The sequence below is a fragment of the Halomonas sp. Y3 genome (assembly GCF_024137965.1).
GTDB lineage: Bacteria > Pseudomonadota > Gammaproteobacteria > Pseudomonadales > Halomonadaceae > Halomonas > Halomonas mongoliensis.
Genome location: NZ_CP099975.1, coordinates 1965877 through 1986243 on the forward strand (window position 1 = coordinate 1965877; position 20367 = coordinate 1986243).

The following is a 20367-nucleotide window of genomic DNA, read 5'->3' on the forward strand; positions in this document are numbered from 1 at the left end:
GCTGCCCGAGAGCTTCATGCCGCAAACCACTTCCCCCGAGACCGAGCCGCTTCGCGTCAGCGCCATCATGCAGACCGGCCTGCTCACCTGTATGCCTGAGACGCCGGTAGTAGAGGCCGCCGCGCGCATGACCGAGCGCCGCTTCAGCGCCATCCTGGTGCTGGAGGGGCAGTGCGCCGTGGGCATCTGGACCGAGCGTGACAGCCTGCGCCTGGCGTTGGAGCACCCCGAGGAGATCGAGCTGCCCATTCATCGGGTGATGACACCGGTGCCGTTGCAGGTCGCGGAGGATTGCCCTGTGGCGGAGGTGAGCGACGCCTTCAAGGCGCATGGCATCCGCCATGCGGTGATCGTGGACGGCGAGGGGAAGGTGCGCGGCATCGTTTCGCAGACCGATCTGGCGTTGAAGCAGGGTATCGAGCCCTACCTGCGCCTTCGCGAGGTGCGCCGGGTGATGCGCTCACCGGTGGAGATCCTCGACGGCCAGCGCACCCTGCAGGAGATCGCCGGCCATATGCTGGAGCAGCGTCTGGACGCGGTGATCGTCGACTGCGGTCAGGGCGAGTTAGGTATCCTCACCGAGCGCGACGTCCTGCGCTACGTGGCCCGACACCGGCGCGATTTGCCGGTGTGCGAGCTGGCCAGCCGGCCGCTGCGTAGCCTGCCGGTAGAGGCGCGGCTGATCGATGCCCGCCACCAGTTCATCGACCAGCGCCTACGCCACCTGGCGGTGGTCGACGCCGCTGGCGAAGTGGTAGGCCTGCTGGGCTTTCGCGACATCCTCGACGGCGTGGAGGGCGACTACGCCGTGCGCCTGCGCGAGGTGCTCCAGGAGCGCGACCATGCTCTGGAGCGTTCACGGCTGACCCTGCAGCTGGCTGAGCGCGTCATCGATGCTTCACTGCAAAGCATCATGATCACTGACGCTCGGGGTCGCATCGACTTCATCAACCCTGCCTTCACTCACCTGACGGGCTACACCCTGGATGAGGTCAGCGGGCGCACGCCGGCGCTGCTCTCTTCCGGTCGCCACGACGCCGCCTTCTACGCCGAGATGTGGCACACCCTGCAGGAGCGCGGCTCCTGGCGTGGCGAGATCTGGAACAGGCGCAAGTCAGGCCAGCTCTACCTGGAGCTGCTGACCATCACGGCGATTTACGACGAGCACGGCCAAGCGACTCACTATGCCGCGCTGTTCAGCGACATCACGCATATCCGCGAGAACGAGGAGAAGGTGCGGCGGCTGGCCTATTACGATCCCCTCACCCAGCTGCCCAACCGGCGACTGCTGGAGGATCGTCTGTCGCTGGCCATTCGCCACTCCCATCGCCAGCGAAAGCGGCTGGCGGTGGTATTCGTCGATCTCGACCATTTCAAGCAGATCAACGACTCCATGGGCCATGCCGCCGGTGACGCCCTGCTGGTGGAGGTGGCTAAGCGCATGCAGGACGCGCTGCGCGAGGATGACACTCTGGCGCGGCTGGGCGGCGACGAATTCATCGTGCTGCTGCCGGAGCTGGGTGAGATCGAGGCAGCTCGTCAGGTGGCAGAGCGCCTGATCGACAGCATCAGCACCAGCTTCCGGGTGGGTGAACACGACTTTCGCATCGGCTGCAGCCTCGGCATCAGCCTCTATCCTGACGATGCCGACAGCGTGGAGCTGCTGATCCAGTACGCTGACGCCGCCATGTATCGTGCCAAGCAGGAGGGGCGCAACACCTACCGCTTCTTCCACCGGCAACAGCTGCAGTGGTGCGAGCCGGCCCAGCTCACCCTGGAGAGCGCACTGCGCGACACCGCCGACAGTGGCGAAGGCCTGGCGGTGCATTACCAGCCGCTGATCAATCGCGATAGCGGCGAACTCGAGGGCGCCGAGGCGCTGCTGCGCTGGCACCATCCGGTCCTCGGTGACATCTCACCGGGGCAGTTCATTCCTGTGGCCGAGCGCTCGGGGCTGATGATCGTCCTGGGCGACTGGGTCATGGAACAGGCGGCAAGGCAGCTGGCCGCCTGGCGCGATGAGGGGCGCCAGGCAATCCGCGTAGCCATCAACCTTAGCGGGCGCCAGTTCTGGGACAGGGCGCTGATCGACAAGGTGCGCGATTGCCACCGACGCTACGCCCTGATGCCCGGCCAGCTCGGCTTCGAGATCACCGAGAGCGTGCTGCTCGACCAGCAGCAGCCGGCCGCAGCCATCATCCAGGCGCTGCGTGATATGGGCTGCCGCGTGGCGCTGGACGACTTCGGCACCGGCTACTCGTCACTCGGTTACCTGCACGAATTACCGGTCAGCACCATCAAGATCGACCAGCGCTTCATCCAGGGGCTCGGCAACCGCCGCAGCAACGCCATCGTCGCCGCCGTCACCGGCCTCGCCCGCGAGCTCGACATGCGCGTGGTCGCCGAAGGCGTCGAGACCGACCAGCAGCTCCAGGCGCTGGCTCGCTACCCCATCGATCTGGTGCAAGGCTTCCTGTTTGATACTCCCCTCCTCGCCGACGCTTTCGCCGAGCGCTGGCTTACTTGACGGAGCTGGCCAAGGGAAGGGCGCTCGGCCTGGCCGCTGCATGGATGCTGCTGGTACCGCTGCTGCTGCCCCAGGGTTACTGGCTGGCGCCTTTGCCGCTGCTGCTTGTCGCCGGCTTTGCCTGGCAGCAGCGTCCCGTGCCGAATGCCATGAGCTGGCCACAGCGCCTGGCCGTGGCGGCGCTGCTGGGGTTTGCCGCCTCGGAGCTGCTGGCGCTGCAGGGAGAGGGTGCGGCTGGCCGGGCGCCGTCGACGGCCGTGGCGGCGCTGCTGGCCGCGGCCCTGGTCGTGGCCCTCGCCTGGCGGCGACCGCCTCTGGCCTGGTGGTGGGCCGGCCTTGCGGCGAGCGCTGGGAGCGGCGGACTCTGGGCGCTCTGGCAGGCGGGTGTCGAGGGCGCCCGGCGTGCCAATGGCCACGGCGAGGTGAATGCCATCCTGTTCGGTAACCTGGCGTTGCTCAGCGGACTGCTTTGCCTGGCGGGCCTGGGCTGGGCCTGGCAGCAGAGGCGTCGCTTGCCCTGGCTGGTGGCGCTGCTGCTGGGAGCCATCGGAGGACTGCTGGCCTCGGCGCTGTCGGGCACTCGCGGCGGCTGGCTGGCGCTGCCCCTTGCCGCCCTGGTCTTCTATCGTGCCTATCTGCGCGGCTGGCCCCCACGCTGGCGCTGGCTGACGATCGCCGGTGTGGGGCTGGTACTGGCGAGCCTCTATCTGGCGCCCCAGAGCGGGGTGCAGCAGCGGGTGGGCGTGGCCATGGACGAGGCGTCCGACTACCTGGCGGGTGAGCCCAGGGGCTCCGTGGGGGCTCGGCTGGAGATGTACCGCGGTGCCGCGATGTTGATCGTCGAGTCCCCCTGGCGCGGCGTCGGCCACGGCGGCTACGCCGAGGCCATGGGCGAGCTGGTGGAGCAGGGCAGGGTGGCGCCGGGCATGGACCGTTACTGGCACGCCCATAACGACCCGCTGGATGCCTGGGTGCGGCGCGGTCTGCCCGCCCTGCTCGCCCTGTTGGCGCTCTACCTGCTGCCGCTCTGGGTGTTTACGCCTCGCCTGGTGGCCAGGGACCCGGAAACCCGCAGCCTGGCCGTGGCGGGACTATTGCTGCCGGTGACCTTCATCGACTTCGGCCTGAGCTACGCCTTCTTCGCCTACCCAGTCGGGATCCTCGTCTATGGGGGCTGGCTGGCGCTGCTGCTGGCTTTCACGGCCTCGAGTCATCCCTCCCGCGGCGCCAGCCCCGCCGCTGCCACCAGGGCCCGGGTGTAGTCGCTGCTCGGGTTCTCGAGCACCGCGAGGCAGTCGCCGCTCTCCACCACTTCCCCCTCCTTGAGCACCATGACCCGGTGCGCCATGGCGCGCACCACGGCGAGGTCGTGGCTGATGAACAGATAGCTCAGGCCGCGGCGGGCCTGGAGGTCGCGCAAGAGCGCCACCAGCTGCTTCTGGACGGTGCGGTCGAGCGCCGAGGTGGGTTCGTCGAGCACCAGCAGCTCGGGCTCGAGGATGATCGCCCGGGCCACGGCGATGCGCTGGCGCTGGCCGCCGGAGAATTCGTGGGGGTAGCGGTCGGCGCAGTCGGCGGGCAGCCCCACCTCGGTAAGCGTGGCGGCCACGCGGCGGGCGACCTCGTCTGCACTAAGCTCGGGGCGGTGGAAGCGCAGCCCCTCGCTGACGATCTCGGAGACCGGAAGGCGAGGGGAGAGCGAGCCGAAGGGGTCCTGGAAGACGATCTGGAAGCGCTGGCGCATGCGGCGCAGGTCACCGCCGGAGAGGGTATCCAGGCGGCTGTCGCCGAGGCGGATCTCGCCGCGGCTCTGGGTCAGGCGTAGCAGCGCCAGGGCCAGGGTGGTCTTGCCGGAACCAGACTCGCCTACGATGCCGAGGGTCTCCCCCGGCGCCAGGGTGAGCGCCAGCGGCCTGACCGCTTCGAAGGCCGGCGGGCGCTTCATGAAGAGCTTCTTGGGGCGCTGGAAGCTGACCCCGAGGCCGGAGGCGCTGATCAAGGGGGCACCCCGGGGCACCGGCCCCGGGCGCCCCTCCGGCTCGGCATCTAGCAGGGTGCGAGTGTAGGCGCTGGAAGGCGCCTCGAAGACCCGAGCCACCGGCCCCGTCTCCTGCTCGCGGCCCCGGTAGAGCACGCAGACCCGGTCGGCGTGGCGGCGCACCAGGTTGAGGTCGTGGGTGATGAAGAGCATGCCCATGCCGCGGCGGTCGCGCAGCTCGGCGAGCAGCGCCAGGATCTCCTGCTGCACGGTGACGTCGAGCGCCGTGGTGGGCTCGTCGGCGATCAGCAGCTCCGGGTCGTTGGCGATCGCCATGGCGATCATCACCCGCTGGCGCTGGCCGCCGGAGAGCTGGTGGGGCCAGGCGTCGATCAGCTCCTCGGGGCGCGGCAGCTTCACCTGACCGAGCAGCTCGATGATGCGAGCGCGGGCGGCCCGCCCGGTGAGCCCCTGGTGCAGGCGCAGGGTCTCACCGATCTGCTTGCCCACGGTGTGCAGCGGGTTGAGCGAGGTCATCGGCTCCTGGAAGACGAAGCCGACCCGGCCGCCGCGGATGCCCTGCCAGTCGCGGCGCTTCAGGCGGTCGAGGTCGGTGTCGCCCAGCCGGCGGGTGCCGCTGACGGCGGCGTTGCCCGGCAACAGGTCCATGGCGCCCAGCGCCGAGACCGACTTGCCGGAGCCGGACTCGCCCACCAGGGCCAGGGTCTCGCCGCGGTTCACGGTGAGTGAGAGGCGGTCCACCACGGTCACCCCGTCGAAGGCGACGGAAAAGTCCTCGAGGCGCAGCAGCGGGGAGCGGGAGGGGGCATCAGGCATCGGTCTGGCTCCGGGCGGTTGCGGTGGAGGAATCGGCCGCCGGTACCGGGGTGGCGGCGTGGCGGACGTGGCGGGGGTCGAAGGCGTCGCGCAGCCCCTCGCCGATGAAGACCAGCAGCGAGAGCATCAGCGAGAGGCTGACGAAGGCGGTGATGCCGAGCCAGGGGGCATGCAGGTTGTTCTTGCCCTGGGCCACCAGCTCGCCCAACGACGGCGAGCCCGGGGGCAGGCCGAAGCCGAGGAAGTCGAGTGCCGTGAGGGTGGTGATCGCCCCGGTGAAGAGGAAGGGCACGAAGGTGAGGGTGGCCACCATGGCGTTGGGCAGCACGTGGCGCCACATGATCAGCCGCGGCGGCAGCCCCATGGCCTTGGCGGCGCGCACGTACTCCAGGTTGCGGGCGCGCAGGAACTCGGCGCGCACCACGTCAACGAGGCCCAGCCAGGAGAAGAGCAGCATGATGCCGAGCAGCCACCAGAAGCCCGGCTGCACGAAGCTTGCCAGGATGATCAGCAGGAAGAGCACCGGCAGCCCCGACCAGATCTCGGTGAAACGCTGGCCGATCAGGTCGGTCCTGCCGCCGAAGTAGCCCTGGATGCCGCCCACCAGCACCCCCATCACCAGCGAACCGGCGGTGAGCACCAGGGCGAAGGCCACCGAGAGCCGGAAGCCGTAGATCACCCGGGCGAGCACGTCGCGCCCCTGGTCGTCGGTGCCCAGCCAGTGGCGACCGTCGGGCGGTGCCGGCGACGGGCGCATCATCTGCATGTCCAGGGTCTGGTAGGAGAAGGGAACCGGCGGCCACAGCGCCCAGCCGTGCTCGGCGATCTGGGCCTGGACGAAGGGGTCGTGGTAGTCGGCGGTGGTGGGCAAAAAGCCGCCGAACTCAGTCTCCGGGTAGTCGACCAGCAGCGGCACGTACCACTGGCCGTCGTAGCGCATCACCAGCGGCTTGTCGTTGGCGATCAGCTCGGCGCCGAGGCTGACCACGAAGAGCGCCAGGAACACCCAGAGCGAGACCCGGGCGCGGCGGTTGGCCTTGAATACCGCCAGGCGGCGGCGGGTGATGGGGGAGAAGCGCTCCGCCCGGAACAGGCTCTTGAAGAAAGCGGCCATCGGCTCAGGACTCCCGTGTCTCGAAGTCGATGCGCGGGTCCACCCACACATAGGTCAGATCGGAGACCAGCTTCAGCAGCAGGCCGATCAGCGTGTACAGGTACAGGGTGCCGAAGATCACCGGGTAGTCGCGCTGCATCACCGCCTCGAAGCCGAGCAGGCCGAGTCCTTCCAGGGAGAAGATCACCTCAATCAACAGCGACCCGGTGAAGAAGATGGCGATCAGGGCGCCGGGCAGGCCGGCGATGATGATCAGCATGGCATTGCGGAAGACGTGGCCGTAGAGCACGCCGCCGTCGCTTGCCCCCTTGGCCCGGGCGGTGAGCACGTACTGCTTGTGGATCTCGTCGAGGAAGCTGTTCTTGGTCAGCATGGTGAGGGTGGCGAAGCTGCCGATGGTCATGGCCACCACCGGCAGGGTGATGTGCCAGAGGTAGTCCTTCACCTTGCCCCAGGTGGAGAGCTCGTGGAAGTCCGGCGAGGTGAGCCCGCGCAGGGGGAAGAGGTCCCAGTAGCTGCCCCCGGCGAAGAGCACGATCAGCAGTATCGCGAAGAGAAAGCCCGGGATGGCGTAGCCGACGATCACCAGCCCCGAGGTCCAGACGTCGAAGCGCGAGCCGTGGTGGAGCGCCTTGCGGATGCCCAGCGGGATCGAGATCAGGTAGACCAGCAGGGTGGTCCAGAGCCCCAGTGAGATCGACACCGGCAGCCGCTCGATCATCAGCTCCACCACCGGCCGGTCGCGAAAGAAGCTGTTGCCGAAGTCAAAGGTGGCATAGTCGCGCATCATGCCGAGGAAGCGCACATGGGCGGGCTGGTCGAAGCCGAACTGCGCCTCGAGCTGCTCGATGAAGCGCGGGTCGATGCCCCGCGCCCCGCGGGACTCGTCGCGCACCATCACCTCGCCGCCGGCCTCGAGGCGCGTGCTGGCCATGGCGTCGGCGCCCTCGAAGCGGGCCAGCATCTGGTCGATGGGCCCGCCCGGAGCGGCCTGGACGATGATGAAGTTGAGCAGCATGATCCCGATCAGGGTCGGGATCATCAGCAGCAGGCGGCGCAGGATATAGCGGCTCACGATGGGGCGTCCTTTTGCATATCAGGCTCTGGCATACCGGGTTCCGGCATCTCGGGCTTGGCGACATCGCCAGCCGCGTCAGCGGCGACGCAGGCGCTGGTTGATCTCGGCTTCCCGTTCGGCGTCCACCCACCAGGCCGCGAGGTCCATGCCGTACTCGGGGAAGGGTTCGGGCCAGGCGAACTTGTCCCAGATGGCGATGCGGGTCTCACCGGAGTGGTAGTGGGGAATCATCGGGAAGCGCCACAGCAGCACCCTGTCCAGGGCGCGGGCGGTGACGTTGAGCGCCTCGCGGCTGTCGGCGCGAATCAGCCGGTCCACCAGGTCGTCCACCACCGGGTCGGCCAGCCCCATCAGGTTGCGGCTCTGGGGCACCTCGGCGGCGGCGCTGGTCCAGAAGTCGCGCTGCTCGTTGCCGGGGTTGTTCGACTGCGGAAACTGGCCCACGGTCATGTCGAAGTCGAAGCGGCGCAACCGGTTGAGGTACTGGTTGATATCGACGATGCGGATGCTGCCCTGGATGCCCAGGCGCGCCATGTTGCGCAGCATGGGCTGGGTGACCCGCTCCATGCCGGTGTCGAAGAGCAGCACCTCCACCGTCAGCGGCTGGCCGGTCTCGCCGTGAACCAGGCGATCGCCCTGGACCTCGTAGCCCGCCTCGCGCAGCAGGTCCAGAGCCAGGCGCAGCCGCTCGCGCAACTCTAGCGGGTGCTCGTGGGGCACCGGCTCCTGGAACAATCGCTCGGGCAGCTGGTCCCGCCAGGGCTCGAGCAGGGCCAGCTCGTCGCCCTCGGGGAGCCCGCTTGCCGCCATCTCGGAGTTCTGGAAGTAGCTCTCGGTGCGCCGGTAGGCGTCGTAGAAGAGGTTGGCGTTGAGCCAGGGGAAGTCGAAGGTGAGCGAGAGCGCCTCGCGAACCCGGGGGTCCGCGAACTTGTCGCGGCGCAGATTGAAGACGAAGGCCTGCATACGGGCCGGCTGGCCGTCCGGTACCGCCAGGCGGCGCACCAGGCCGTCGCGGTAGGCGGGGAAGTCGTAGCCGATGGCCCAGGTGGCGGCGCGGGCGTCGATGCGGTAGTCCAGCACCCCGGCCTTGAAGGCCTCCCAGGCGATGTCGCGGTCGCGATAGTAGTCGTAGACCAGCCGGTCGATGTTGTGGCGCCCGCGCTTCACCGCAAGGTCGCGGCCCCAGTAGTCGGGGTCGCGCTCATAGACGATGCGCCGGCCCGGGTCCACCTCGGCGATGCGGTAGGGGCCGGAGCCCGGGTGGGCGGCCAGCGTCGGCGCGGTGAAGTCGCGCGCTTCCCAGTAGTGCCTGGGCAGCACCGGCAGCTGGCCGACGATCAGCGGCAGCTCCCGGGAGTGCACCTCGGCGAAGTCGAAGCGCACGGTGCGCTCGTCCAGGGCGGTGACGCTCTCCACGTCGGCGTAGTAGGCGCCGTAGAAGGGGTTGCCCTGCTCGGTGAGCAGCTCGAAGCTGTAGACGACATCATGGGCGGTGACCGGTTCGCCGTCGTGGAAGCGTGCCTCGGGGCGCAGGTCGAACTCGATCCAGGTGCGCTCGGGGTCCAGGCGCATGCCCTCGGCGAGCAGGCCGTAGACCGAGAAGGGCTCGCCCGGGTTGCCCTCCACCAGGGTGTCGTAGATCTCGAAGAGCCCCGCCGCCGGGGTGCCGCGAATGATGAAGGGGTTGGTGGAATCGAAGCTGCCGCCCACCGCCGCCTGGGTCAGGGTGCCGCCGCTGGGCGCCTCGGGGTTGACGTGGGGGAAGTGGCTAAAGTCCGCCGGCAGCTCGGGCGCGTCATAGAGCGCCAGACCATGGACGGTGGGCACGGCCTCGGAGTGAGGCGCCGCGGGGGCGGCGGCGACCGGCGCGAAGGGCAGCAGCCAGGCCAGGTTGGCGCAGGCGGCTAGCGTCAGGCGGCGCAGGGCATGGGGCATCGGCGACATCCTTGGTCGGTGGCAGCCGGCCCTCAGCGGGGCCGGCAACGGTCGGCCAATAAGGTGTCAGGCCCCGGGCGGCTTGGCAAGCCTCCCGATGCCGTCGCCGCCCGACTTAACGGGAGGCGAGGCTCTGGCCCGGGAGGTCGAGCACCTGGCCGGGCTGGATGACGTCGCCGTTGAGGCCGTTGGCCTGACGGATCTGGGCCACGCTCACGCCCTGGCGGGAGGCGATGGCAGAAAGGCTGTCGCCCTGGCGCACCACGTAGCGGTCGGCGCCTTCGCCTTCAGCTGGCGCGGCGGGCGACTCGAGGCTTGCCATCAGGGTGTCTGCATAGTCATAAGGAACCAGCAGGACTGGGGCTTGGTTGGGATTGGCGGTGCCGCCGGTCAGCGCCGGGTTGAGCTCGGCGAGCTCGCCGCGGGTGACGCCGGAGAGGCGGGCGGCCTCGTCCAGGGCCAGGGGGCGCTCCACGGGGATCTTGGCGAAGGCCGGAGCGTCCTCGATCTCGGGGAGGGCGACCTGGTATTGGTCAGGATCGTTGATGATGGCGGCGATGGCCTTGAGTTTGGGGACGTAGTTCATGGTCTCCCGGGGCAGGGAGAGGCTCCAGTAGTCCCCGGGCTCGCCCTGGGCGAGGGCGTTGCGGCGGGCCCGGTTCACGGTGCCGGCACCCGCGTTGTAGGCGGCCAGCGACAGCTCCAGGTCGCCCTCGTACCACTGGTCGGCCTGCAGCTCGATGTAGTCCAGGGCGGCGCGGGTTGAGGCGACCACGTCCAGGCGGCCGTCATAGCCGCGGACGCGGCGCAGGCCCAGGGCGTCGCCGGTGCCGGGCATGAACTGCCAAAGGCCGGCGGCGCCGCGGTGGCTGCGGGCGGTGGGGTCGAAGGAGCTCTCCACGAAGGGGATCAGGGCGATCTCGCCGGGCAGGCCGCGCTCCTCCACCTGCTCGACGATCCAGGCGAGCCAGGGGCGGGCGCGCTCGGTAATCTCAGCAATATTCCCGGGGCTCTGGCGGTAGTGGGTGATCCACTCCTGAACCCGTGGCTCGTCGATATCGTCCTGCCACTGCAGGCTGGCGCGCAGCCGGCTCCAGATGTCCTGAGGCTCGAGGGCCAGGGCGTCCCAGAAGTGGCGGTCGCTGGGCAGCGACCCGTCGGCCGAGGCGATCTTCCTGTCGCCCTGGGAATTCAGACGCTGCTCGGCGCTCAAGCTTGCCGCCTGGCTGTAGGCGCCGGCCAGCATCAGGGAGCCCATCAGGGCCGTGGCGCTGGCCAGGCCGATCAGCTTGTGTCGCTTGGTGTGGTAGGTCATTCGACAATCGTCCTCGTGGTCGTGTGCGGTCCCGCCGACAGCGGGGCAAACCGCATGACGTCCAATCGGGGCTTTATCAAAAGTTGTCTTTCCAGGCGCGCAGCGTGGCGAAGGTGGCCTGGTCGCTGTCGGTGGCGCCGTGGTCGGCGGCGGCCTGACGCACGCCGGCATCGGTCACGCGCAGGAAAGGATTGATGCGCTTCTCTCGGCCCAGGGAGCTCGGCAGCGTGGGGCGGTCGAGCTCCCGGGCGCGCTGGCACTCCTCCATGGCCCGGGCTACATCCGGGTTGTGGGGGTCTGCGGCCAACGCGAAGCGCAGGTTGGCCAGGGTATATTCGTGGGCGGCGAACACCAGGGTGTCGTCGGGCAGGGCCGCCAGCCGATTCAGCGAGGCGTGCATCTGCTCTGGGGTGCCCTCGAACAGGCGGCCGCAGCCGGCGCTGAACAGGGCGTCGCCGCAGAACAGCAGCGGGGGAATGCCGGCGGTGAAGAAGGCGATATGATCCAGGGTGTGCCCCGGCACCTCGAACACCTCGAAACGGCGTCCCATCACGCGGAACTCGTCGCCGCTGGCGACCCGCTCCTCGATGCCGGGGATCCTGGGGTTGTTGGGGCCGATCACTCGGGGCGCGTAGCGCTCGATCAGCTCCGGCAGGCCGCCGGTATGATCCGCGTGGTGGTGGGTGATCAGCACCGTGGAGAGGCTCAGCCCCTCGCGCTCGATGAGCTCGACTACCGGGGCGGCATCGCCCGGGTCGACCACGCAGATCTCGGAACTCGTGTCCTGGCGCAGCAGCCAGATATAGTTGTCGCCAAACGCGGGAATCGGTGTCACGCTCAACATGGGCATGGCGTCCTGAATGGGCATGAACGGGTCGCAAAATCCGCCCAGAATGGAGGAACCTGCTGTCAATGTCAATTTCTCACCCAGGATCTTCTCTGCCCGCCCTGGTGCGCGATGGCCGCCGCTTCTGGGCCACGCCGCAGGGACAGGCCCTGCATCACGCCGAGCGCGCCTGCCTGGGCCCGGTGTGCGAGGGGGTGTTCGGCGTTCACAGCCTGGAGCTCGGCATGGGGGCTCCCCTGGCCGACATGTGCCCGGTGCGCCACCCCATGCGCTGGTCGCCGACCCGCGAACTCGCCCAGGGGCCCAGCACCCTGGTCTGCACGCCGGATGCCCTGCCGCTGCCCGACGGCTGCCTGAGCCTGGTGATCGTCCATCACCTCCTCGAGGTGGTGCCGGACCCCCACCATCTGCTGCAGGAGGCGGCGCGGGTCACCCGGGACGATGGGCGCCTGATCCTCTTCGGCTGGATGCCGCTGTCGGCGGGGGCACTGCCGCGGGTATGGCCGACTCGGCGGCGCCGGCTGCCCTGGTGCGGCCACTGGCGCACGCCGGGGCGGCTGCGCGACTGGCTGGCGTTTGTGGACTTCCGGATCGAGCGGGTAGACTACTGTGGCTTTCACCTGCCTGGCGGCATGCCCCGTAATGCGGCCCTGGAGACCCTGGGGCGGCGCTACAACCTGCCGCTGGGCGACAGCTACATGATCCAGGCGAGCCGGCGGTCGCAGCTGGCCCAGACCCAGGGGGGGCGGCTCCAGTTCGGGCGGCCCTTCGGGGGTTCGGCGCTGGGCGCTACCCGGGTCGGGCAGCCCCGCCTCTCGCCCCCACAGGAAAGGATGACCGAGGTTGACTGAGACCTTGACCGAGACAGGGGCCGATGCCCTGCCCGAGGTGACCATCTATACCGATGGCGCCTGCCGCGGCAACCCGGGCCCCGGCGGCTGGGGAGCGCTGCTCCTGAGCGGCTCCCACGAGAAGGCCCTCAACGGCCATGAGTCCCGCACCACCAATAACCGGATGGAGCTGATGGCGGCGATCATGGCGCTGCGGGAACTCAAGCGGCCCTGTCGCGTCCAGCTCTGGACCGATTCGGAGTACCTGCGTCGCGGCATCACCGAGTGGATCCATAACTGGGTCAAGCGCGGCTGGAAGACCGCCAGCAAGCAGCCGGTAAAGAATGCCGAGCTGTGGCGGGAACTGCTCGAGGAGACCCATCGCCACACCATCGAGTGGCACTGGGTCAAGGGGCATAGCGGCCACCCGGGCAACGAGCGGGCCGATGCGCTTGCCAACGAGGCCATCGACGCCGCCCGCCAGGGCGCCTGAGCCCCCAGGCGTTTTTCCAGTTTCCGTACGCCTCAAACAGAGGGACCCCATGCGTCAGATCATTCTCGACACCGAGACCACCGGCATCGACCCCCGGGAAGGCCATCGCCTGATCGAGATCGGGGCGGTGGAGATGGTCAACCGCCGCCTGACCGGCAACACCTATCACCAGTACATCAACCCCGAGCGCGAGATCGAGGCCGAAGCGATCGGCGTCCACGGCATCACCAACGAGCGGGTGGCCGACGAGCCGCGCTTTGCCGAGATCGCCGATGCGTTCTGGGCCTTTATCGAAGGGGCCGAACTGGTGATCCACAACGCCCCCTTCGACGTGGGCTTCATGGACCACGAGTTCGCCATGCTCAATCGTGCCCGGGGCGAGCCGCGCCTGGGGCCGGTGGCCGAGCACTGCCGGATCCTCGATACCCTGCAGCTGGCCCGGGACAAGCACCCGGGCCAGCGCAACAACCTCGACGCCCTGTGCAAGCGCTACGAGATCGACAACGGTCACCGGGTGCTCCACGGCGCCCTGCTGGACGCCGAGATCCTGGCCGACGTCTATCTGGCGATGACCGGGGGGCAGACGGCGCTGCTGCTGGATGCCAGCGCCGGGGGAGAGGGGAGCGCCGGTGCCGGCGGTGGCCTGGCCATTCGCCGTTTGACCCTGGCGCCCGGCAGCCTGGCGGTAACGCGCCCGAGCGACGCCGAGCTGGCCGCCCATCGGGCCAAGCTGTCGGCGATTCGCGAGGCGTCGGGGGAGTGCGGCTGGGACCGCCTGGGTGATGGAGTGCCCCACTGATGCTTCGTCGTGAGCTGCCGCTGGAGGCCGCGGCGGGCTATGTGATCCGCATCGCCGAGGGGCGCATTGCCCCGGGCCCCGACGGCGACCTGCTGCAGCCGGTACAGGCCTGGACGCCGGCGGTGCAGCCGCTCTGCTACTGGCACGATGAGCCGGTGGCGCTCTCCCTGGAGCAAGCCCCGCAGGCTGACTGGCCGGATGGGCGTGGCTGGCTGGCGGCGCTGCCGGAGTCGCGCTTTGCGCTGCTCTCCACGGCGCTGCAGGTGGGCGCCTGGCTCAGGGACCACCGTTTCTGCGGTCGCTGCGGGGCGCCCGCCGAGCGCCTCGACGCCGAGTTTGCCATGCACTGCCGCGGCTGCGGCCACCGCAACTACCCGCGCATCTCGCCCTGTATCATCACCCTGGTGACTCACGGCGACGCCCTGCTGCTGGCGCGCAGCCCGCGCTTCCCACCGGGGCGCTACTCCACCCTGGCCGGTTTCATCGAGCCGGGGGAATCCGCCGAGGAGGCGGTGCGCCGGGAGATCTTCGAGGAGGTGGGACTGCAGGTAGGGCGCATTCGCTACTTCCGCAGCCAGGCCTGGCCCTTCCCGCACTCCCTGATGCTGGGGTTCTTCGCCGAGGCGGCCAGCCGGCGGATCCAGATCGACGGGGTGGAGATTGCCGATGCCGCCTGGTTCTCGCCGCGCCGCCTGCCGCAGCTGCCGCCGCTCTACTCCATCTCTCGGGCCTTGATCGAGACCCACCTGGGCGAGGTGGCGGCCCGCTAGAACGGCGTCGGGCCGCTCGAGGGCGGCCCGACCATGGCATACAACCGTCGCTTCACCCCTTGGGGAAGAGACTGGTCAGCTTGGTGGCCAGCATGACGTTTCCGGTGGCCTTGAGCTTGCCGGTCATGAAGGCGGTCATACCGTTGACCTCGCCGTTCATCAGGCCCTTGAGGGTCTCGGTGGTCATGCTGAGACTGACCGAGGGGTCGTCGTGCTCGCCCTCCTGAATATCCAGGCTGCCGTCCTTGACCACCAGGTAGTGGCTGCCGGCATCGCTGAAGTGGAACTGGAAGATATCGTCCATGCCCTGAGCGGCCTGGGCGTCGAAACGGGACTGCAGCTTGTCGAGGGTAGAGAGGCTCATCGGGACTCCTGGTAGGGGTGGGCCATCGCAACCCAGATTATTTCAAACGATCGTTTCATTCAAGTGCCTAGTGACCGCCGCCGGCGGCCAATCGACGAGAGAGTGTCAAGGAGAAGGGAATGAATGACTGGCTGGCCGACCTCGGCCTGTTCCTGGCTCAGCTGCTGAGCCTGGTGGTGATCATCGGCCTGATCGTGGCCGTGGTGGCCAGAGCGCGGGCTGGCGCCATGGATCGCACGCGCCTGCGGATCGAGGAGCTCAACGACGCTCGGGACTATCGCCGCCGCCGCCTGACCCTGGCGGCCAGCGAGCCTGGCACCCGCAAGCGGCTGCTCAAGCGCTTTCGCCGCGAGGACAAGGTGCGCGAGAAGCAGGAGCGCAAGGCGGAAAAGGCGCGAGAGCCCATCGCCTGGGTGATCGATTTCCACGGTGACATTCGCGCCAGCAGCACCGGTCGGCTGGCCGAGGAGGTCTCGGCGCTGATCGATGCCGCCGAGGCGGGGGACGAGGTGATCGTGCGCCTGGAGTCCGCCGGCGGGCTGGTCCACGCCTATGGCCTGGCGGCGGCGGAACTCGACCGGCTGCGCGAGGCGGGCCTGAGGACCACGGTGTGCGTCGACAAGGTGGCCGCCAGCGGCGGCTACCTGATGGCCTGCGGCGCCGACCAGCTGCGTGCCGCCCCCCTGGCGGTGGTGGGCTCCATCGGCGTGGTGGCCCAGGTGCCCAACGTGCACCGCCTGCTCAAGCGCCATGATATCGACGTGGAGGTGCTGACCGCCGGGCGCTACAAGCGCACCCTGACGGTGTTCGGCGAGAACAGCGAGGAGGGACGCGAGAAGTTTCTCGAGGATCTTGAGACCGTGCATGAGCTCTTCAAGCGCCATGTGAGCGAGCGCCGGCCGGCGCTGGCGATCGAGGCGGTAGCCACGGGGGAGACCTGGTACGGACGCGACGCCCTGGAGCGGGGGCTTGTGGATGCCCTGGGCACCAGCGAGGCCTACCTGATGGAGCGCATGCAGGAGGTGCGCGTGCTCCATCTGCGCCTGGAGCCGCGCCGTCGCCTCTCCGAGCGGCTGGGTGCTGCCGTCTCCCTGGGGGTGGAGCGGGCGCTGGAGAAGGGGCTCGAGGTGCTGGAGCAGAGCCCCCTGCGGCGCCGCTAGTCGGCCAGGCCGAGCCGGCCCAGGGTCTCGATGATGGTGCTGGCGTTCTCGCCGTTCAGCGAATAGTAGATGGTCTGGGAGGCGCGCCGGGTGGAGACCAGGTTCTCCCGGCGCAGGATCGCCAGGTGCTGGCTGAGCGCCGACTGGCTGAGCGTCAGCTGGCGGTTGAGCTCGGTGACCGACAGCTCCTGCCCCTCCAGCAGGCAGAGGATACGCAGGCGGTTATCGTTGGCCATGGCCTTGAGCAGCGCCGTGGCCCGGTCGATGGTGGCGTTGCCTCCGGCCAGTAGCCGGGAGGCGGTGCTGCTGGAATTACCCATGGGGAAAACCTCCGCGCCAGATGGCGCTGAAACGGGGCATTGATGCCGACTGCCGCCCAGCCTGACAGGCGTCTCTGCAGATGAACATGGTTTTCTCATTTAGCGCTATTGAAAGCATAGACCAGTCGCGGCCGGCCGGGGAAGGTGGTCGCGCCCCCTGCGGGACGGCCGTCGGCGCCGTTGTTGACAATGCAGCGTGAAAATTCTTCATCTTTTGTCGAAAGTTAGCCTAACGTCGGAGGCCGTGTAGGAATCTGTCCTTTACAGTGTCAACAATGTTTCCGTTGCCACTGACCTGAAACCACAGGACGATCATGAGTACCTACGCCAACGAGTTCCGCCGCTCCATCGAACAGCCCGAGGCATTCTGGGGCGAGCAGGCCCGCCGTATTCCCTGGTTCAAGGCGCCCACCCAGATCCTCCACTACGACGAGGCCAACCACGCGCGCTGGTTCGCGGACGGTGAGCTCAATATCTGCCATGCCGCCCTGGATCACCATGTGGAGCAGGGGCGTGGCGACCAGCCGGCGATCCACTGGGATTCCCCGGTGACCGACAGCAAGCGCACCCTGACCTACCGCGAGATGCGCGACCAGGTGGCGACCTTCGCCGGCGCCCTCAAGGGGCTCGGGGTGGAGAAGGGCGACCGCGTCGTCATCTACATGCCCATGGTGCCCGAGGCGCTGGTCGCCATGTACGCCTGCGCGCGCCTGGGCGCGGTGCACTCCGTGGTCTTCGGCGGCTTCGCGCCCCACGAGCTGGCCGTGCGCATCGAGGATGCCGAGCCCAAGGTGGTGGTGGCCGCCTCCTGCGGCGTCGAGGTGACCAAGGTGCTGCCCTACAAGGGCATCATCGACTCGGCCATCGAGCAGAGCAGCCACAAGCCCGAGGCCTGCGTGATCTTCCAGCGCGAGCAGCACACCGCCGAGCTTGGCGAGCGTGACCATGACTGGGCCGACCTGATGGCCAAGGCCGAGCCGGCCGACTGCGTGCCGGTGAAGGGCACCGACCCCCTCTACGTGCTCTATACCTCCGGCACCACCGGCAAGCCCAAGGGCGTCATTCGCGACACCGGCGGCTATGCCGTGGCCCTGGCCTACTCCATGGACGCCATCTACGATGTCGCCCCCGGCGAGGTCTTCTTCTCTGCCTCCGACGTGGGCTGGGTGGTCGGCCACTCTTACATCGTCTACGCGCCGCTGCTGCGCGGGGCCACCAGCGTGGTCTACGAGGGCAAGCCGGTGAAGACCCCGGATGCCGGTGCCTTCTGGCGGCTGATCGAGGAGTATCAGGTCAAGAGCTTCTTCACTGCCCCCACCGCCTTCCGCGCCATCAAGAAGGAGGATCCGGACGGCAAGTTCCTGGAGCAGTACGACATTTCCTGCCTGAAGGCGCTGTTCCTGGCTGGCGAGCGCCTGGATCCGCCCACCTTCCACTGGCTGGACGACCTGCTCGACGTGCCGGTGATCGACCACTGGTGGCAGACCGAGACCGGCTGGCCCATCGCCGCTAACCTCCACGGCCTGGAGCCCATGCCCACCAAGGCGGGCAGCGCCACCGTGCCGGTGCCCGGTTTCGACGTCCAGATCCTGGACCGCGAGGGCGAGCGCATGGGCGCCATGGAGCAGGGCAGCGTGGTGATCAAGCAGCCGATGCCGCCGGGCTGCCTGGTCGGCGTCTGGGGTGACCCCCAGCGCTTCCACTCCGCCTATATGGCGGCCTTCCCGGGCTTCTACCTGACCGGCGACGGCGGCTACGTGGACGAGGACGGCTATCTCTTCATCATGGGCCGCACCGACGACGTCATCAACGTGGCGGGCCACCGCCTCTCCACCGGTGAGATGGAAGAGGTGGTGGGCGCCCACCCGGCGGTGGCCGAGTGCGCCGTGATCGGCATCCATGACGCCCTCAAGGGGCAGCTGCCGGTGGGGCTGGTGATTCCCAAGGACGGCTTCCAGGGCCGCGAGGAGGAGCTGGAGAAGGAGCTGGTGGCCCTGGTGCGCGAGAAGATCGGCCCCATCGCCTGCTTCAAGGAGGTGCTGGTGGTGGATCGCCTGCCCAAGACCCGCTCCGGCAAGATCCTGCGCAAGCTGCTGCGCAATATCGCCGATGGCAAGGAGTTCGGCGTGCCCTCCACCATCGACGATCCGGCCAGCCTGCAGGACGTCCACGAGGCCATGAAGGCGCGCTCCGTGGGCGCCTCCGGGGATGCCCGCCAGGTCTGACGCCCGCTCGCTTTCGACCGTGCAACGGCGCCGCCCCTTCGGGCGGCGCCGTTCGTTCATGGGGCGTCGATCCTGCTTGGTGCCGAGGCTTGTCATCTGAACAGTCTTGAGCCCTACCTGGGCGTCGGCAGCCATGGCCAGACGCCTGCCTGGTGCGTATAATCCTCGCCGCCTGCTGCCTCGTCAGCCCCGTTCCCGAGGGTTCCCTCACCCCTCCACCAAAAAAAGGATACGTCGATGTTCGCGCTTTCCGACCGCCAGCGGCGCCAGCTGCTGGCGCTGATGATCACCTTTCATATCCTGGTGATCGCCGCCAGCAACTACCTGGTGCAGCTGCCCTTCACCCTGTTCGGCTTTCATACCACCTGGGGGGCCTTCAGCTTCCCCTTCATCTTCCTGGCCACCGACCTCACCGTGCGGCTGTTCGGCAAGGAGCCCGCCCGGGCCATCGTGATGCGGGTGATGCTGCCGGCGCTCCTGATCTCCTATGTGGTCTCGGTGGTCTTCCCCCGGGGCGGCTTCGCCGGGCTCGAGGCGCTGGGGGAGTGGAACCTCTTCGTGGCGCGCATCGCCGTGGCCAGCTTCATGGCCTACCTGCTGGGCCAGCTGCTCGACGTGCACGTCTTCGACCGCCTGCGCGGCCTTCGTGCCTGGTGGGTGGCGCCGGCGATCTCCACGGTGCTCGGCAACCTGGCCGACACCTTCGCCTTCTTCTCGATCGCCTTCTACCAGAGTCCCGACCCCTTCATGGCGGCCAACTGGCTGGAGATCGCCTGGGTCGACTATGTGATCAAGCTCGGGATCAGCCTGTTGTTCTTTCTGCCCCTCTATGGTGTGCTGCTGGCGACCCTGAGCCGTCGCCTGCTCTCGGCCACCGGGGCAGAGGAAGGCGCTTCCCCCCAGGAGCCGGCGCGCAGTCGCGCCTGACAGCTGCTATTGCCCCACACCGCAACGCCTGGTGCCATCACCCACTGCCAGCCGCTCTGGCGGCGATTTTTTGTAGGATGTGCAAAGTGGTACGGCTGGAAGTATAATATTTGCCTATGGTCCAGGCAGGAGAGCGGAGTGAAAAGCAGCGAGCTGATCAAGGAGCTGGAGGCCGCTGGCTGGGTACTGGACCGAATACGGGGCAGCCACCACGTCTTCAAGCACCCCGAGAGGTCTGGTGCTATCCCCGTTCCACACCCGAAAAAGGACTTGCCCAGGGGTACTGTCCACCAGATTCGGAAGCAAGCGGGACTCGCATAACCCGCGCGGAGGCAGACCATGCAATATCCCATCGCTATCGAGTGGGGAGACGATAACACCGCTACCGGCATCGTCTTTCCTGATATTCCCGGCGCTATCAGTGCCGGGGACAGCCCTGAGGAGGCATACGACAACGCGGTAGAGGCCGCGCAGATCGTTCTCCAGGAGCTGGTGAGCCGTGGCGAATCCGTCCCAAAGCCGGGGAAGATCAACGAACATCGCCGCAACCCCGACTTCGAGGGCTGGGGCTGGGGCATGATCGACATCGACCTGACGCCGTATCTTGGGAAGACAGAAAAAGTGACGGTCACGCTGCCCGGCATCGTGGTCCGTCAAATCGACGAGTACGTGACCCTGCACGGCATCAAGAGTCGGTCAGCGTTCTTGAGTAACGCGGCCCTGGAGAAGTTGCAGCATGTCTAGCGCCCCTTGGCTGGATCTATAGCACTGGAATTCTGGCCGAGGACGTCGGCTGCCAGCCGCCCAGGGGAGCGGTCCAGAGAATCACTACTGCAAAGGACAAGGAG

At 68.3% G+C, this 20367-nt stretch carries 19 protein-coding genes; 11 read left to right on the forward strand and 8 right to left on the reverse strand.

What is annotated here, in order from left to right; translation table 11 throughout:
• The first annotated feature begins 16 nt into the window (after positions 1–16).
• Both NHL60_RS09350 and NHL60_RS09355 read left to right on the forward strand, forming a co-directional pair.
• Positions 17–2527, forward strand: a complete 2511-nt coding sequence (locus NHL60_RS09350; protein WP_253451693.1) for an EAL domain-containing protein — start codon at positions 17–19, stop codon at positions 2525–2527.
• The gene (locus NHL60_RS09355; RefSeq protein WP_253451695.1) at positions 2524–3789 is read left to right on the forward strand and encodes an O-antigen ligase; all 1266 of its coding nucleotides are present in this window, start codon (positions 2524–2526) and stop codon (positions 3787–3789) included. Before NHL60_RS09350 ends, NHL60_RS09355 begins: the two co-directional genes overlap by 4 nt.
• On the opposite strand, the gene NHL60_RS09360 is transcribed toward NHL60_RS09355, so the two are convergent.
• The 6 genes from NHL60_RS09360 to gloB all read right to left on the reverse strand — a co-directional run bounded on the left by NHL60_RS09360 (position 3738) and on the right by gloB (position 11628).
• Positions 3738–5342, reverse strand: a complete 1605-nt coding sequence (locus tag NHL60_RS09360) for an ABC transporter ATP-binding protein (protein ID WP_253451697.1) — start codon at positions 5340–5342, stop codon at positions 3738–3740. The genes NHL60_RS09355 and NHL60_RS09360 overlap by 52 nt on opposite strands.
• Positions 5335–6456, reverse strand: a complete 1122-nt coding sequence (locus NHL60_RS09365) for an ABC transporter permease (protein WP_253451699.1) — start codon at positions 6454–6456, stop codon at positions 5335–5337. Before NHL60_RS09365 ends, NHL60_RS09360 begins: the two co-directional genes overlap by 8 nt.
• A 4-nt stretch (positions 6457–6460) precedes the next feature.
• Positions 6461–7531, reverse strand: coding sequence for a microcin C ABC transporter permease YejB (locus NHL60_RS09370; protein WP_253451701.1), 1071 nt, complete (start codon positions 7529–7531; stop codon positions 6461–6463).
• 78 nt (positions 7532–7609) lie between these two features.
• Complete coding sequence (locus NHL60_RS09375; protein WP_253451702.1) at positions 7610–9469, reverse strand: extracellular solute-binding protein; 1860 nt, start codon at positions 9467–9469, stop codon at positions 7610–7612.
• A 115-nt stretch (positions 9470–9584) separates the two neighbouring features.
• A complete protein-coding gene (locus tag NHL60_RS09380) occupies positions 9585–10784 on the reverse strand; it encodes a transglycosylase SLT domain-containing protein (RefSeq protein ID WP_253451704.1) in 1200 nt (399 codons plus the stop codon).
• A 76-nt stretch (positions 10785–10860) separates the two neighbouring features.
• Positions 10861–11628 (reverse strand): hydroxyacylglutathione hydrolase, encoded by a 768-nt coding sequence (gene gloB / locus NHL60_RS09385; protein ID WP_253451706.1) that lies wholly within the window; start codon positions 11626–11628, stop codon positions 10861–10863.
• Between the two features lie 68 nt (positions 11629–11696).
• Between gloB and NHL60_RS09390 the strand changes: the two genes are divergently transcribed.
• Genes NHL60_RS09390 through nudC form a run of 4 tightly spaced genes read left to right on the forward strand, consistent with a single transcriptional unit; the run spans position 11697 to position 14523 of the window.
• The gene (locus NHL60_RS09390; protein WP_253451708.1) at positions 11697–12482 is read left to right on the forward strand and encodes a class I SAM-dependent methyltransferase; all 786 of its coding nucleotides are present in this window, start codon (positions 11697–11699) and stop codon (positions 12480–12482) included.
• A 4-nt stretch (positions 12483–12486) separates the two neighbouring features.
• Positions 12487–12954, forward strand: a complete 468-nt coding sequence (gene rnhA / locus NHL60_RS09395; protein WP_253452111.1) for a ribonuclease HI — start codon at positions 12487–12489, stop codon at positions 12952–12954.
• 49 nt (positions 12955–13003) lie between these two features.
• The gene (gene dnaQ / locus NHL60_RS09400; protein ID WP_253451710.1) at positions 13004–13753 is read left to right on the forward strand and encodes a DNA polymerase III subunit epsilon; all 750 of its coding nucleotides are present in this window, start codon (positions 13004–13006) and stop codon (positions 13751–13753) included.
• Positions 13753–14523, forward strand: coding sequence for an NAD(+) diphosphatase (gene nudC / locus NHL60_RS09405; protein ID WP_253451712.1), 771 nt, complete (start codon positions 13753–13755; stop codon positions 14521–14523). The genes dnaQ and nudC overlap by 1 nt, the downstream gene beginning before the upstream one ends.
• Positions 14524–14575: 52 nt before the next feature.
• On the opposite strand, the gene NHL60_RS09410 is transcribed toward nudC, so the two are convergent.
• On the reverse strand, positions 14576–14887 hold the full coding sequence (locus tag NHL60_RS09410; protein WP_253451714.1) for an SCP2 sterol-binding domain-containing protein: 312 nt from the start codon (positions 14885–14887) through the stop codon (positions 14576–14578).
• Positions 14888–15006: 119 nt separating this feature from the next.
• Between NHL60_RS09410 and sohB the strand changes: the two genes are divergently transcribed.
• Positions 15007–16047: a protease SohB gene (gene sohB / locus NHL60_RS09415; RefSeq protein ID WP_253451716.1), complete on the forward strand. Its 1041-nt coding sequence runs from the start codon at positions 15007–15009 to the stop codon at positions 16045–16047.
• On the opposite strand, the gene NHL60_RS09420 is transcribed toward sohB, so the two are convergent.
• A complete protein-coding gene (locus NHL60_RS09420) occupies positions 16044–16367 on the reverse strand; it encodes a helix-turn-helix transcriptional regulator (protein WP_253451718.1) in 324 nt (107 codons plus the stop codon). The two genes, sohB and NHL60_RS09420, sit on opposite strands and share 4 nt — an antisense overlap.
• A gap of 314 nt (positions 16368–16681) precedes the next feature.
• Here NHL60_RS09420 and NHL60_RS09425 point away from each other — a divergent pair, with 314 nt between their 5' ends.
• The 4 genes from NHL60_RS09425 (at position 16682) to NHL60_RS09440 (ending at position 20263) form a co-directional block, all read left to right on the forward strand.
• Positions 16682–18592: a propionyl-CoA synthetase gene (locus NHL60_RS09425; protein WP_253451720.1), complete on the forward strand. Its 1911-nt coding sequence runs from the start codon at positions 16682–16684 to the stop codon at positions 18590–18592.
• A 237-nt stretch (positions 18593–18829) separates the two neighbouring features.
• The gene (locus NHL60_RS09430) at positions 18830–19519 is read left to right on the forward strand and encodes a 7-cyano-7-deazaguanine/7-aminomethyl-7-deazaguanine transporter (RefSeq protein WP_253451723.1); all 690 of its coding nucleotides are present in this window, start codon (positions 18830–18832) and stop codon (positions 19517–19519) included.
• A 138-nt stretch (positions 19520–19657) separates the two neighbouring features.
• Complete coding sequence (locus NHL60_RS09435) at positions 19658–19840, forward strand: type II toxin-antitoxin system HicA family toxin (RefSeq protein WP_253451726.1); 183 nt, start codon at positions 19658–19660, stop codon at positions 19838–19840.
• 18 nt (positions 19841–19858) lie between these two features.
• A complete protein-coding gene (locus tag NHL60_RS09440; protein WP_253451728.1) occupies positions 19859–20263 on the forward strand; it encodes a type II toxin-antitoxin system HicB family antitoxin in 405 nt (134 codons plus the stop codon).
• The last annotated feature ends 104 nt before the right edge of the window (positions 20264–20367 follow it).